The sequence below is a fragment of the Streptomyces sp. NRRL S-646 genome (assembly GCF_000720765.1).
Lineage (GTDB): Bacteria > Actinomycetota > Actinomycetes > Streptomycetales > Streptomycetaceae > Streptomyces.
This window is the reverse complement of the sequence record NZ_JODC01000007.1, coordinates 819187-833745: the sequence shown is the minus strand read 5'-3', so window position 1 is coordinate 833745 and position 14559 is coordinate 819187. Positions and strand designations below refer to the sequence as shown.

At 68.5% G+C, this 14559-nt stretch carries 12 protein-coding genes; 10 read left to right on the top strand and 2 right to left on the bottom strand.

Annotation, left to right across the window (positions count from 1 at the left end; all coding sequences use genetic code 11):
- Positions 1 to 68 precede the first annotated feature (68 nt).
- A complete protein-coding gene (locus IH68_RS0119200; RefSeq protein ID WP_030936729.1) occupies positions 69 to 980 on the top strand; it encodes a class I SAM-dependent methyltransferase in 912 nt (303 codons plus the stop codon).
- A 68-nt stretch (positions 981 to 1048) separates the two neighbouring features.
- On the opposite strand, the gene IH68_RS0119195 is transcribed toward IH68_RS0119200, so the two are convergent.
- On the bottom strand, positions 1049 to 1744 hold the full coding sequence (locus tag IH68_RS0119195; protein WP_030936727.1) for a glycoside hydrolase family 75 protein: 696 nt from the start codon (positions 1742 to 1744) through the stop codon (positions 1049 to 1051).
- 204 nt (positions 1745 to 1948) lie between these two features.
- Between IH68_RS0119195 and IH68_RS0119190 the strand changes: the two genes are divergently transcribed.
- Complete coding sequence (locus IH68_RS0119190; RefSeq protein ID WP_030936725.1) at positions 1949 to 2560, top strand: hypothetical protein; 612 nt, start codon at positions 1949 to 1951, stop codon at positions 2558 to 2560.
- Positions 2561 to 2654: 94 nt separating this feature from the next.
- On the opposite strand, the gene IH68_RS0119185 is transcribed toward IH68_RS0119190, so the two are convergent.
- Positions 2655 to 3491 (bottom strand): aldo/keto reductase, encoded by an 837-nt coding sequence (locus tag IH68_RS0119185; RefSeq protein WP_030936723.1) that lies wholly within the window; start codon positions 3489 to 3491, stop codon positions 2655 to 2657.
- A 300-nt stretch (positions 3492 to 3791) separates the two neighbouring features.
- On the opposite strand from IH68_RS0119185, the gene pqqA reads away from it, so the two are divergent.
- The 8 genes from pqqA (at position 3792) to IH68_RS0119150 (ending at position 14549) form a co-directional block, all read left to right on the top strand.
- Complete coding sequence (gene pqqA / locus IH68_RS55275; protein WP_107057484.1) at positions 3792 to 3941, top strand: pyrroloquinoline quinone precursor peptide PqqA; 150 nt, start codon at positions 3792 to 3794, stop codon at positions 3939 to 3941.
- Between the two features lie 61 nt (positions 3942 to 4002).
- Entirely contained in the window at positions 4003 to 4713 is a 711-nt protein-coding gene (gene pqqC / locus IH68_RS0119180; protein WP_051833593.1) for a pyrroloquinoline-quinone synthase PqqC, read from the top strand.
- A complete protein-coding gene (gene pqqD / locus IH68_RS0119175; protein ID WP_030936712.1) occupies positions 4710 to 4964 on the top strand; it encodes a pyrroloquinoline quinone biosynthesis peptide chaperone PqqD in 255 nt (84 codons plus the stop codon). The genes pqqC and pqqD overlap by 4 nt, the downstream gene beginning before the upstream one ends.
- Positions 4961 to 6037 carry a pyrroloquinoline quinone biosynthesis protein PqqE gene (pqqE, locus tag IH68_RS0119170; protein WP_037884914.1) on the top strand — a complete coding sequence of 359 codons (1077 nt, stop codon included), beginning with the start codon at positions 4961 to 4963 and terminating at the stop codon, positions 6035 to 6037. The genes pqqD and pqqE overlap by 4 nt, the downstream gene beginning before the upstream one ends.
- Positions 6034 to 7221 (top strand): glycoside hydrolase family 88/105 protein, encoded by a 1188-nt coding sequence (locus tag IH68_RS0119165; RefSeq protein ID WP_030936707.1) that lies wholly within the window; start codon positions 6034 to 6036, stop codon positions 7219 to 7221. Before pqqE ends, IH68_RS0119165 begins: the two co-directional genes overlap by 4 nt.
- Positions 7222 to 7225: 4 nt before the next feature.
- The gene (locus IH68_RS0119160) at positions 7226 to 8011 is read left to right on the top strand and encodes a heparin lyase I family protein (protein ID WP_030936705.1); all 786 of its coding nucleotides are present in this window, start codon (positions 7226 to 7228) and stop codon (positions 8009 to 8011) included.
- A gap of 11 nt (positions 8012 to 8022) precedes the next feature.
- A complete protein-coding gene (locus IH68_RS58075; RefSeq protein ID WP_078912508.1) occupies positions 8023 to 12519 on the top strand; it encodes a glycosyl hydrolase family 28 protein in 4497 nt (1498 codons plus the stop codon).
- Entirely contained in the window at positions 12516 to 14549 is a 2034-nt protein-coding gene (locus tag IH68_RS0119150) for a PQQ-dependent sugar dehydrogenase (protein ID WP_030936701.1), read from the top strand. The genes IH68_RS58075 and IH68_RS0119150 overlap by 4 nt, the downstream gene beginning before the upstream one ends.
- Positions 14550 to 14559 lie beyond the last annotated feature (10 nt).

Sequence of the window (14559 nt, the reverse complement as noted above, 5' to 3'; positions counted from 1 at the left end):
CAACAGCGCTGGCCCTCATACGGTGCGTCGGCGCACTCTGGGCGGCACCCGGAGAGAGGCTGACCACCATGGCGCACGGACACCACCAGCACGGCGATCACGACCACGGCACGCACAGCCACGGCCACCACGACCACACCGACATCGACTGGGCCGAGATGGCTCCGCTGCTGGAATCGCAGGCGGAGCTGTTCACGTCCCTGTACGAGCGGGCCATGACCTGGCTGACCGACAAGCAGACCGAACCGGGGCTGATCGTCGACGCGGGCAGCGGACCCGGTGTCGTCGCCTGTCTCCTCGCCGAGGCCTTCCCGGGGGCCCGGGTCGTGGCGGTCGACGGCTCGGCGCCGCTCCTGGAGCGGGCCCGTGCCCGGGCCGACCGCCTGGGGGTCGGCGATCGCTTCGGAACGCTCACCGGTGAACTGCCCGGCGTGCTGCACGAGTTGGACTACCCCGCCGATCTGCTGTGGGCCAGCCGCAGCCTGCACCACATCGGCGACCAGCGGGCGGCTCTGGCCGCCTTCGCCGCGCGGCTCGCGCCCGGCGGCACACTCGCTCTCATGGAGGGTGGTCTGCCCGCGCGGTTCCTGCCGCGCGACATCGGGATCGGCCGCCCCGGTCTGCAGGCCCGCCTCGACGTGCTGGAGGAGGAGTGGTTCGCCGAGATGCGGTCGAGCCTGCCCGGCGCGGTCGCCGAGACCGAGGACTGGCCGGCCCTGATGGCCGCCGCGGGTCTCAGGTTCACCGGCACCCGGACCTTCCTGCTCGACCTGCCCGCCCCGGCCAAGGACCGCGCCCGCGCCTATGTCGCCGCCTCCCTCTCCCGCCTGCGTGAGGGTCTCGGCGACCACCTCGACGCCACCGACCGCGCCACCCTCGACCAGCTCCTCGACCCCGACGACAAGGCGAGCGTCCACCACCGCCCGGATGTGTTCGTGCTGGCTGCGCACACGGTGCACACGGCTGCCCATGCCATGTGAGGGGCAGTCCAACTGGCCCTTGGCGCAAGGTCAGTTGGACTGCCTTGAAGCTTGCGTGCCCCGCCGCCTCAGTTGTTCTGCAGGAACTTCTTCGCGAGCTGATCCCCCAGGGAGACCGCCGCGCTGTGGCTCTCGATGGGGGACACCTGCGAGTTCTTGAAGAGGATGTAGGTCACTCCGGAGTCGGTGCCGCCCGTCTCGGGGTTGGAATCGATGCCGAGGGCGTGGGCGGTGGCGTACGAGGCCTCGCCGATGATCTTCGTGGGGCCGGTGTCGCCGACGACGGCGTACTCGACCTTGTTGTTGTAGATCACGGCGACCACGCCGCCGCCCTTGATGCCGGCGCCGGCGTAGTTCCAGATGCTGCTTGAGCTGGGCACGACCACATACGGCAGTGAATCGGCCTTGAGCGGCTTGCCGTTGGACTGGTGGAACGCCGTGTCGTCCTGGTACCAGGGGTCGGTGTTCTCGTTGCACTTCGAGGTGCGCTGTCCGTCGCAGTCGATGTCCATGTCGGCCTTCCAGAAGACCGCGCCGTTCTTGCCGCAGACGGGGATCGTGGCCGACGTCTCGTCGTCCGTCTTGTACTTGCCGTGGGAGATCTGCTGACACGACGTCACCTTGGCGAGCAGGTCGGCCGCGCTGACCGAGCCCTCCTGGGTGGACGCCGGTCCTGCCGTACCGGAGGCGTTGGCGGGGAGCACTCCGGCGGCGAGCAGTGCGGCCCCGGAGGCCGCGGCGAGGGTCAGTGTTCGTATGCGCACTGTGGGGGACCCTTCTGTTAGGAAAGTTTCCTTACTTGGGTGCCGTACAAGGTGGCCCCCTTTGCGTGTCCCCGTCAACCCCTTGGTCTGGACTTCCGTGCCACGACGCCGCATCCAGCCCTGATTGCAGTGGTTTGCCCGGAGGAGAAGACTGGAGAGACGGAATATCCAGATATGCGCCTGACTTCTGGGAGGCGAGGCGTCATGTTCGTTCGCACGGTGTTTGTGACCGGGGATCCCGCGAAGGTCGACACGGCCATCAGGGCCTTGAACTCGCAGGGGCGGGAGCTGCTGGAGGAGCGTCCGGGCTATCGCGGGGCCGGCATCTTCGTGGACCGGGAACTCGGCAAGCTGCTGGCGGCGAGCTGGTGGGAGTCCGAGGACGCCCGGCGCAACAGCGACGAGGTCATGCGTGAACGGCGCGGCGCGCTGCTGGAGCCGTTCGCGGCGACGACTGCGGTCGAGAACTACGAGGCGGCCGTCTTCCATCAGGTACGGCAGCCGGAGGCGGGCGGCGGACTGCGGATCACCAGGCTGGAGTTCGACCCCATGGACGCGGATCTGCTAGCCGAGACCTTCCGCGCGTCGGTGGTGCCCAGGCTCGACACCCTGTCCGGGCTGGCCAGGGCGGTGCTGCTCGTCGACCGGGAGCGCGGACGCGGCCTGGTCGGCACCACGTTCACAGACCGCGGCTCCCTCGTCGCGTCCCGCGGACCCCAGGCGTCGGCCCGGCACGAGGGTGCGGCCAAGGCGCATGTGACCGTGATCGGACTGGAGGAGTTCGAGGTCGTCTACGCGGATGTGCGCGGCAACTGACGGGTCCCGTGCGGGAGTCGGCCGGAGCGCCGGCTCCGGGCACGGGCCGGCCCCCGCCGAACGGCGGGGGCCGACCTGTGTACCGAGGCAGCCGTCAGGCCATGTTGAACGTCGCCGGGTCCGGCCCGAGGCGCCGGTCCTCGTTGAGCGCGCTGATCGCGGCGAGGTCCTCGGTGTCCAGGCTGAAGTCGAACACCTCGATGTTCTCCTTGATCCGGGACGGGGTCACGGACTTGGGGATCACGACGTTGCCGAGCTGCAGGTGCCAGCGCAGCACGACCTGGGCCGGGGTGCGGCCGTGCTTCTGGGCGATGGCGACGATCGCCGGGACCTCCAGGAGGCCCTTGCCGGAGCCGAGCGGTGACCAGGCCTCGGTGGCGATGCCCTGCTCCGCGTGGTACTCGCGGGCTGCGTGCTGCTGCAGGTGCGGGTGCAGCTCGATCTGGTCGACAGCCGGGATGACCGACGTCTCGGCGATCAGCCGCTGGAGGTGGTCGGGCTCGAAGTTGGAGACGCCGATCGCCCGGATACGGCCGTCGGCGTGCAGCTTCTCGAACGCCTTGTACGTGTCGACGTACTTGTCCCGGGCCGGGGTCGGCCAGTGGATCAGGTACAGGTCGACGTACTCCACGCCGAGCTTGTCCAGCGACGCGTCGAAGGCGCGCAGCGTGGAGTCGTAGCCCTGGTCGCTGTTCCAGAGCTTGGTGGTGAGGAAGATGTCCTCGCGGGGGATGCCGGAGGCGGCGATCGCCTTGCCGGTGCCCTCTTCGTTGCCGTAGATCGCCGCTGTGTCGATGCTGCGGTACCCGGCCTCCAGCGCGGTGGCGACGGCCCGCTCCGCCTCGTCGTCCGGCACCTGCCAGACGCCGAAGCCCAGCTGGGGCATCTCGACGCCGTTGTTGAGGATGATCGGGGGGACCTTGCTGCTCACGAGCTCTTGATCCTTACGGTTGTCGTCAGGTGGTACTCCCATCGTCAACGATCACGGGCGGTAATGCATTCCTGACGGGAGAATCCGTGCGAACTGACCGATGAGTCAGTTGAGGGATCCGGGGATTGTCCGGAAATGCATCCGACGTCTTCGGTCCGGACCATTGACGCCGGCCCTTCCTCCCGTAACTCTGGATCGCGCCACCGAACGAGTTCATGAACTCGGTGCATGCATGTGAACACCTCGCACCTGTCTGGGCCTCCTCGCCCCCCCACCCCTCAGGAAAGCAGGTACGGCCACATGAACGACACGCTCCCTCGTGCCCCCCGTACGGAACGAGCCGTCCCGGAAGAGTGGGAGACATCCGATGAAAACGTCTGGCAAAGGCCTGGCTATGAGGTGGTCGAGACCGCTCTGGAAGTGACCGCGTACGCCCTCGGCGACCGCTGACCCGTCGTACGGCGACCACACCGTGACCACGACAACCGTCCTCCCCCACTGCTTCAAGGGCGTGGGAGGTACCCCCATCGACGGCGCCACCGCCTGGGGAACCGCCGAGTTCACCGAGCGGCTGCGCGCCGTCGCCACGGAGCGCTACCACGACCGCCACCCCTTCAACGTGCGGATGCACCGCGGTGAACTGAGCCAGGCCGAGTTGCGCCGCTGGATCGCCAACCGCTTCCACTACCAGCGCCACATCCCCGTCAAGGACGCCCTGATCCTCGCCAAGCTGGACCGGCCCGAGCTGCGCAGATCCTGGCTGCGTCGCATCCAGGACCACGACGGCACGGCCGAGCGGGAGGGCGGGATCGAACGCTGGCTGCGGCTCGGCGAGGCGGCCGGCCTGCACCGCGACGAACTGTGGGACGGCTCCCGGGTGCTGCCCGGCGTCCGGTTGGCGGTCGACGGATACGTCAACTTCTGCCGCCTGCAACCGACTCCGGACGCGATCGCCGCCTCGCTGACGGAGCTGTCCGCACCCGACCTCATGCGCATCCGCATCGCCGCCTTCGAGCGCCATTACCCCTGGATCGACCCGGACGGCCTCGCCTACTTCCGCACCCGCATCGACCAGGGCGGCCGCGACGGAGCCGAGGCCCTCGCCCTGGTCCTCGATCTCGCCCGCACCCGCGAGCAGCAGCACAACGCGCTGGCCGCCCTGGAGTTCAAGTGCGAGGTGCTGTGGTCGCTGCTGGACGCGGTGGACGGAGGCGGCCCATGACCTGGCGTCCGGCACTCTCCCGCGGTGTGGTCCTGCGTCACGACCGCGTGCGGGGCACCGATCTGCTGCTGCTCCCCGAGCGGGTGGTGGTGCTGCGCGGCAGCGCGGGCCCCGTCCTCCGCCTCTGCGACGGCACGCGCGCGGTGGACGACGTCGTCGCCGAGCTCGGCGAACGGCACCCCGGCGCGCCCGTCGCCGACGAAGTCCCCGACTTCCTCGACACATTGCGAAAGGAGGGCTGGCTCGCATGACCGTGGACGCCCCCTGGGCGCTGCTCGCCGAACTCACCCACGGCTGTCCGCTGCGCTGCGGGTACTGCTCCAACCCCGTCGAACTGATCAGTCGGTCAAGGGAGCTGGACGCCGGGCAGTGGTCCGACGTGTTCCGTCAGGCCGCCGACCTCGGCGTCGTGCAGACACACCTCTCCGGCGGCGAACCCCTGCTCCGACGGGATCTGCCGCGGATCGTCGCGGCCGCCGACACCGCGGGCCTCTACACCCAGCTGGTCACCAGCGGGGTGGGTCTGAGTGAGCGGCGCACGGCGGAGCTCGCCGAGGCCGGGCTGCGCAGCGTCCAGCTCTCGGTGCAGCACGCCGACGCCCGGGCCTCCGAGCGCATTGCGGGCGCCCGCTCGTTTGCAGCCAAGGAGCGCGCCGCCCGGCTGATCCGGGCCTGCGGGCTCCCCTTCGGCCTCAACATCGTGCTCCACCGCGCCAATCTCGACGCCCTCGACGACCTGATCGCCCTCGGTCTTGCGTGGGGCGCCGACCGCATCGAACTCGCCCACACGCAGTTCCACGGCTGGGCCCTGCGCAACCGTGCGGCCCTGCTGCCCACCCGTGAACAGGTCGAGCAGGCCCGCGCGTCGGTCTCCCGCTGGCGCGAACTCCTGGACAAGGCAGTGGAGTTGGTGTGGGTGGCCCCGGACTGGGTGGACGCCACCGCGAAGCCCTGCATGGGCGGCTGGGGCGCGGTCTCGCTCACCGTCGCCCCGGACGGCACGGTCCTGCCCTGCCCGGCGGCGGCCGCGCTGCCGGACCTCGACCCGCCGAACGTGCGCGAGCACCGACTGGCCTGGATCTGGCGGGAGTCGAAGGCCTTCAACGCCTACCGCGGGGAGTCCTGGATGCCCGAGCCCTGCCGCGGCTGCGCCCTGCGCGCCGGTGACCATGGCGGCTGCCGCTGCCAGGCCCACGCCCTTACCGGCGACGCCGGCCGCACCGACCCCGCCTGCCGGCACGCCCCCGACCATCACCTCGTACGCGATCTCGTGCAGGGGCCGCGCGGCGACCTCGCGTACGCCTACCGAAAGGGAGGAACATGAGCCCCAGACGTCTGCGGACGGCACTGACGACCCTCGCCCTCGTCACCGCCGGCCTCGTCACCCTGCCGGCGGCGACACCGGCTCCGCCCGCCGCTCCCGTCTCCGCACACCTGCGGGCCGCCGCCCCCGACTGGTCCGTGGCCGTCGTCGACTCCACCATGGCCCGCTACACCCCGAGCACCATCGGCGGCTGGTCCTACCCGGTCGGCCTCTACCTCTACGGCCAGTACCTCACCTACAGACGCACCCATGACGCCCGCTACCTGACGTACATCAAGAACTATGTCGACCGGTTCGTGAAGAGCGACGGCTCCATCGATCAGTCCTTCAACAGCCTGGACAGCATGCAGGCCGGCCGCCTGCTCGTGATCCTGCACCACGAGACCGGCCAGGACCGCTACCGCAAGGCCGCGAAGAAGATCCTCGACCGGCTGGCCGGCTACCCGCGCACCGCCGACGGCGGTTTCTGGCACGCGGACTCCGCCGGCCGCGCCCACCAGCTCTGGTCGGACGGCGTCTACATGGTGAACCCGTTCCTCGTCGAGTACGGCAAGGAGTTCGGCGACAGCGCGTACACCGACGACGAGGCGGCCAAGCAGCTGTATGTGTACGGGAGCCATCTGCAGGTGGCGAACGGTCTGCTGAGGCACGCCTACGACGAGTCGAAGAGCGCGAGCTGGGCCGACCCGCAGACCGGGCTCGCCCCCGAGCACTGGTGCCGGGCGGTCGGCTGGTACTCCATGGCGATCGTCAATGTGCTGGACGCGCTCCCTGCGAACCACCCGCGCCGGGCCCAACTCCTTGGCATCTTCCGGAAGTTGGCGGCCGGTCTGGAGAAGTACCAGGATCCGGCGACCGGCCGCTGGTTCCAGGTGATCGACAAGGGCGGCCGGAGCGGGAACTGGACCGAGACGTCCTGCTCCAGCATGTTCACCTACGCCCTGTCGCGCGGAACTCAGCAGCACTACCTCGACCCGCACTACGCGGATGTCGCGCGCCGGGGCTACCAGGGCGTGCTCGCCAAGCTCTCGACCGGCCCGGACGGCCGTACCGACCTCGCCGACATCTCGGTCGGCACGAACGTCGGCGACTACGCGTACTACGTCGCCCGCACCCGGGCCACCAACGACTTCCACGGCCTGGGCGCCTTCCTGATCATGAACGAGCAACTGCGAGGTGATTAGTGTCATGAGCACATCCAGAAGGGTGCTGTTGGGCGCCGCTCTCGGTGGCGCGGCCACAGCGGCGGTCGGCCTGCCGGCCGCCACCGCCCACGCCGCCTCCTGGCAGCAGAAGTGGGCCCCGTCCGCGAGCGGCGACGGTCTCGGCGCCTTCGAGACGGTCGAGGACGACCGCGCCGACTCGCACCCCGCCGGTCATCCGCACATCTTCGCCACCGGCAACAACTGGCGCTTCAACATGCACACCGTCGACCGCGACACCTCGACGGACCGCCAGCGCCAGGAGGTCACGGGGCTGCGCACGCGCGGCAGCAGCTATCTCAAGTGGACGCAGGGCCAGACCTGGCGGCTCACGTACTCGATGTACATCCCGAGCTCGCTGAAGGCGACGACGACCTTCACGCACATCATGCAGATGAAGCAGCCGGGCAACGGCACCTCGCCCATCGTGGTGCAGTCCCTGCGCCGGGTGAACGGCAGGCAGACCATCGAGCTGAAGCTCGCCATCGACGACATCCTCGTCGGCCGCACCGACCTGGACCCGCTGCACGACAAATGGACGGACGTCGACTTCCAGATCAAGGTCGGCAACGGCTCGGCGGGCTCGGTTCGCTGGATCCTCAAGTCCGGCGGCTCGACTGTCATCGACGCGTCGAAGACCGGGGTCGACACCTTCCTCGCCGACCGCGTGCGCCCGAAGTGGGGCATCTACCGCTCCCTCGGCGACACATCCGGTTCACTCCAGGACACATACCTGCTGCTCACCAATCTTCGCGGCTACCAACTCGTCTGAGGGACCGTCATATGAGACCCCCCACCGCACAGCGGACGGGGGCGGCGGCGATCGTGTTCTTCGTCATCGCCGTCGCCCTCGGACTCGCCCACCCCGCCGCGCTCGCGGCCCCGCACCCCACCCCACGCACTGCCGCCGTCTACGACGTCCGTGACTACGGGGCCAAGGCGGACGGCTCCGCCAACGACACCCCCGCCATCAACAAGGCCATCACGGCGGCGAGTTCGGCCAGCGGCGGCGGTATCGTCCGCTTCCCCGCCGGCGCCTACAAGTCGCAGAACACCATCCACATGAAGAGCCATGTGACGCTCCAGCTCGACAAGGGCGCCACGATCCAGGCCTCTGGCGCCGACACCTACGACAAGGCCGAGGCCAACCCGTACGACGCCTACCAGGACTACGGGCACAGCCACTTCCGCGACGCGATGATCTACGGCGACAGGCTGACCGACATCGGCTTCGTCGGGCAGGGTGTCATCGACGGCATGGGCAACCTGATCACCGGCAACCCGAAGTCCGGCGAGGCCGACAAGATCATCTCGCTCACCCGCTGCGACGGACTGCGCATCGGTGACGGACTCACCCTGCGCCGCGGCGGTCACTTCGCCGCGCTGGTCAACGGCTGCAAGAACGTCACCTCGGACCGTCTGACCATCGACACCGCGAGCGACCGCGACGGCTGGAACATCATCTCCACAACCGACGTCACGGTGACCAACGCGAACATCAAGGCCAACGACGACGCGCTCGTCTTCAAGAGCGACTACGCCCTCGGCGCCAAGCTCCCCAACGGCCACGTCCGCGTCAACGACTCCCAGCTGTCGGCCCGTTGCTGCAACGCCCTGATGTTCGGCTCCGAGACCTGCGGCGACTTCTCGGACTACCGGTTCGAGAAGATCCGGATCGAGGGCGCCGACAAGTCCGGCCTCGGCATGGTGTCGATGGACGGCGCGAAGATCTCGGACGTCCACTACCGCGACATCACGATGACCAACGTCCACTCACCGATCATGCAGAAAATCGGCACCCGTAAGCGCTGCGGCAACCATCCCGGCATCGGATCGATCAGCGACATCACCTACGACAACATCATGGCCACCGGCAACAGCCCGTCCTTGAGCCCGACCCTCTGGGGCGAGACCGGCCACCGGATCAAGGACGTCACCTTCAACAACGTCCACATCGCCGTGCCCGGCGGCCACGGCACCATGTCCACCTCGGTGCCGAGCAACGACCCCAGCGACTACAACCCGAAGGCCATCGGCACCCGACCGGCCTACGGCTGGTATCTGCACAACGCCGACAACGTCCAGTTCACCGACAGCTCGGTGAAGTTCGCCACGGACGACGGCCGGCCTGCGGTCATCGCCAACGCGGCGAGCGGCATCCGCTTCACCGGCTTCACCGCGGGGCGCGGCTCCCACTCGCCGTACGACATGGGCTTCCAGGACGTCGACGGGTACTGCCTGACCGGGGTGACGCTGCGGGTGTCGAGCAGCGGATCCACCGAGAACTGCGCGAGCCCCGTACGGCCCCTCGACCTGGAGAACCCCCGCCAGGACTTCCTCCGCAACTCCGTCGGCGGCCTCTTCCTGCACTGGGGCCTGCGCACCGCGCCCGCCCACACCGGCTGCACCGCCTGGGAGAACGACGTCACCAGCGGCGGCTGGACACCGGACTACTGGGTGAACGAGGCGAAGAAGCTGCACACCCAGTACCTCGTCCTCGCCACCTTCCACAGCCGGCTCGGCTACGCCCGCCCCTGGCCCTCGAAGATCCCCGGTTCCTGCTCCACCAGGCGGGACTTCCTCGGCGAGTTGATCACCGCCGCCAAGGCCAAGGGCATGAAGGTCATCCTCTATATGACCGACGACCCGAAGTGGCACGACGAGGGCGGCCACGAGTGGCTCGACTCGGCCGCCTACTCCGCCTACAAGGGCAAGAACGTCGACCTGACCACCCGCGACGGCTTCGGGCAGTTCAGCTACGACAACTTCTTCGAGGTCATGGACCGCTATCCCGACCTCGGCGGCTTCTGGATCGACAACGACAACGCGTACTGGGAGAGCCACGACCTCTACCGGCAGATCTACCAGAAGCGCCCGAACTACACGCTCAGCAACAACAACGAAGACACGCCGATCATGGACATGATCAGCAACGAGCAGAAGACGGGGATGACGCCGGCCTACGACTACCCCCAGGCGATCTACACCGCCCAGCCCCGCCTGACCGAGGCCGACTTCAAGCTGCCCTCGACGGGCGCCTGGTGGTACGACGGCTCCGACCCGGCCGTCGACAAGAAGCTCACCCTCGGTCGGCTGATCACCAACGCGGGGTCCTCGGTGAAGGCCCTGATGGCCGAGACCGCCCAGGTCAACGGCAGGTTCCCGGCCAACCAGGCCTCCTTCAACACCTTCGCCGACTCCTATCTCGACCCCATCTGGGAGTCCCTGCACGGCACCGAGGGCGGCGGCTACATGTACGGCGGTCTCAAGCCCGGCTTCTGGAACGACGGCGCGCACGGCGTGACGACCATCGCCAAGGGCGACCCGAACCGGCAGTACATCCACGTCCTGACCCCGCCGAGCACGAGCACCCTGCGCATCCGCGACAACGGCTACCGCGTCGCCTCCGTCACCAACCTCCGTACCGGCAAGGCGGTTTCGTGGTCGCAGTCGGGCGGCGTGCTGACGCTGACCGGCCTCGGCGACTGGGACCCGTACGACACGGTCTTCAAGGTCACCACCGCCGGCCGTCAGGGCATCCTCACCGGCGTCAAGGTGACCGCGAGCGCCTCCGCGAGCGGACATACCGGGGCGGCCGCGGGCGACGGCGACTTCCTCACCTACTGGGACAACAACAAGACCCTGCCGGTCAACCTCACCTTCGACCTCGGCTCGGCCAGGAAGGTCCAGTACCTCGGGCTCAACCAGCGCGAGGACTCCGTCGCCTACGCCCGCTCGGACACCGAGCAGTCGGCGCGGATCAAGGACTACAAGGTGTACCTGAGCAACGACGGCACGACCTGGGGGAGCGCGGTCAAGACAGGTCAGCTCCCAAGTCGCCGCGGAATCCAGGGCATTGACCTCACCTCGGCCAAGGCCCGCTACGTCCGCCTGGAGGTCGACACCACCTGGGCCGCCTCCACCGACACCACCCGCTACCAGCGGCTGCGGATCGACGAGGCGTGGATCGGCACCTCGTACGCCACACCGGCGGCCTTCACCCCCAGGTCGGACAACGGGCAGTCCCTGCGCCCGGCCATGGGCTGGAGCAGCTGGAGCTTCGTGCGCCGCTCACCGACCGAGGCGAAGATCAAGGCGCAGGCGGACGCGCTGGTGTCGAGCGGTCTGAAGGACCACGGCTTCGTGTACGTCAACCTGGACGACTTCTGGCAGAAGTGCGACTCCAACGGCTTCGTCGTCGACAACTACGGCCGCTGGGCCGTCGACACGGCCAAGTTCCCGGACGGCATCAAGGCGCTCGCCGACTACATCCACTCCAAGGGCCTGAAGTTCGGCTTCTACGTGACGCCCGGCATCGCGAAGAACGCCGTCACCCGGAACACGCCGATCGAGGGGACCTCGTACCACGCGAAGGACATCGCGGACACCTCGAAGACCGAGAAGAACTACAACTGCAAGAACATGTACTACATCGACTACTCCAAGCCGGGCGCCCAGGAGTTCGTGAACTCCTGGGCCAGGCAGTTCGCCTCCTGGGGAGTCGACTACCTGAAGATCGACGGTGTGGGCAGCCAGGACATCCCGGACGTGCGGGCCTGGGACAAGGCGCTGCGGGCGAGCGGACGGCCCGTCAATTTCGCGCTCTCCAACAACCTTCCGATCTCCGATGCCGCTACCTGGCGGGGGCTCGCCAACAGCTGGCGCACCCAGGGAGACGTTGAGTGCTACTGCGGATCCGGCCCCAACGGCAGCGGCTATCCACTCACCGACTGGTCCCATGTCTTCAAGCGGTTCGACTCGGCCGCGAACTGGCAGTCGTACGCCGGACCCGGCGGCTGGAACGACCTGGACTCCCTGGAGGTCGGCAACGGCGACCAGGCCGGCCTCACCGCCGACCAGCGGCGCTCCCACTTCACCCTGTGGGCCATGGCTGCCTCGCCGCTGCTGCTCGGCACCGATCTCACCCACCTCGACTCCGTGGACAAGGCGATGCTGACCAATGACCGGCTGATCGGTGTCGACCAGGACGGGGTGGCCGCGAAACGGGTTGTGAACAGTGGTGTCAAGCAGGTCTGGAGCAAACGCGAGAACAGCGGTGACTACGTGGTGGCGCTGTTCAACACCGGAACGTCCGGCAGCACGACGGTCTCTGTGAACTGGTCGCAGGTGGGATTTACCGGCTCCGGCGACGTCACGGACCTCTGGTCCGGCTCCCACAAAGGTGTGATCACCAACTCGTACAGCGCGACGCTGCGGCCGGGCGAAACACGCCTGATCCGTGTGAACCCCGTCAACAGCGCCCTGAGGGGGCAGTCATGAAACGCGACAGAGCTCTGGCTTGGGGCCTCTCCCTGGCCCTCGCCGTCCCGCTCGCCGGCCTCACCGGCGCGAGCGCGGCACAGGCGGCCACCGATTATCAGGCGGAGGACGCGACCATCACCCAGGGTACGGTGGCCACCAACCACAGCGGATACACGGGCACCGGCTTCGTCGACTACACCAACGTCAAGGGCTCGTCCGTGGAGTTCACGGTGAGCGCGGCCTCCGCGGGAACCGCCTCGGTGGCCCTGCGGTACGCCAACGGGACCGCCACCGACCGCCCGATGGACATCTCCGCCAACGGCACGGTCGTCTCGCCCGCCCTGTCCTTCCCGGCCACCACCGACTGGAACACCTGGGCCACCAAGGCCGTCACCGTCCCGCTGGCCGCGGGCACCAACAAGATCCGGGCCACCGCGACCACGGCCAACGGCGGCCCCAATCTCGACCGCATCACCATCGGGACGGCGACCGACACCCAGGCCCCGACCCGCCCCGGTCAGCCCAGCTGCTCCGGCATCGGCGAGGACGGCCTCACGCTGAACTGGGGCGCCTCGACGGACGACACGGGCGTGACGGCGTACGACCTCTACGAGCACGGCAACAAGATCGGCGAGGCGGCCTGGAGTTCGACGTCGAAGGCGCTGACCGGTCTGACCCCGAACACCACCTACAACCTCACCGTCATCGCCCGCGACGCGGCCGGCAACACCTCCGCCGCCAGCCCGGTCGTCGACTGCACGACCAAGCCCAGCTCCGACACCACCCCGCCGACGAAACCGGGCACGCTCTCCGCCTCCGACGTCACCGCGAACAGCGCCCAACTGGCCTGGGGTGCCTCGACGGACGACCGCGCAGTCGTCGCGTACGACGTGCGCAGCGACACCACGGTCTACAAGACGGTCACGAGCGGTACGTCGACCACGCTGACCGGGCTGGCCTGCAACAGCCCGTACGCGCTGAACGTCGTCGCCCGCGACGCGGCCGGCAACACCTCCGAGCCCAGCAACACCGTCACCTTCACGACCAAGGCGTGCGCCACCGACGGAGGCGTACCGAGCTCCATCTCCACGCTGTCGACCGGCTGGACGATCCCCTGGGGCACCTACTGGATGCCCGACGGCCAGACCGCGCTGGTCACCGAGCGGGACGACTTCCGCGTCTGGAAGGTCACCAAGGCGGGGGCGAGGACGCAGGTCGGCACCGTGCCCAACGCCGTGACCACCAACGGCGAGGGCGGTCTCCTCGGTGTCGCCGTCGACCCCAAGTGGGAGAGCAACCACTACGTCTACTTCATGCACACTGCGGCCGAGGGCAACCGCGTGGTCCGCATGACCTACGACGGCACCTCGCTCAGCGACTACAAGATCCTGCTGCAGGGCATCAAGAAGAACCGCTACCACAACGGCGGCCGTCTCGCCTTCGGCCCCGACGGCTACCTCTACGTGTCCACCGGCGAGGCCCAGACGCCTGACCTGGCGCAGGACAAGAACTCCCTCAACGGCAAGATCCTGCGCATGACGACGGACGGGAAGCCGGCCCCGGGCAACCCGTTCGGCAACTACGTCTACAGCCTCGGCCACCGCAACCCGCAGGGTCTCGCCTTCGACCGGGGCGGCCGCCTGTGGGAAGCGGAGTTCGGCAACAGCTCCAAGGACGAACTCAACCTCATCAAGCCGGGCGCCAACTACGGCTGGCCGATCTGCGAGGGCAGCTGCAGCACCTCGGGGATGACCAACCCGAAGGCCACCTGGAACGTCTCCGAGGCCTCGCCCAGCGGTATCGCGATCGTCCGCAACGTCGTCTACATGGCGTCCCTGCGCGGCGAGCGGCTGTGGCGGATCCCGATCAACGGGGACAACGAGAGCGTCGGCACACCGACCGCGTACTACGTGGGAACGTACGGCCGTCTGCGGACCGTGACCAAGGTCCCGGGCGCCGACCAGCTGTGGCTGTCGACCACCAACTGCGACAACAACGGAAACCAGCCCGACGGATCGGACAAGCTCTTCCGGATCAACATCAGTTGACGGTACGTCA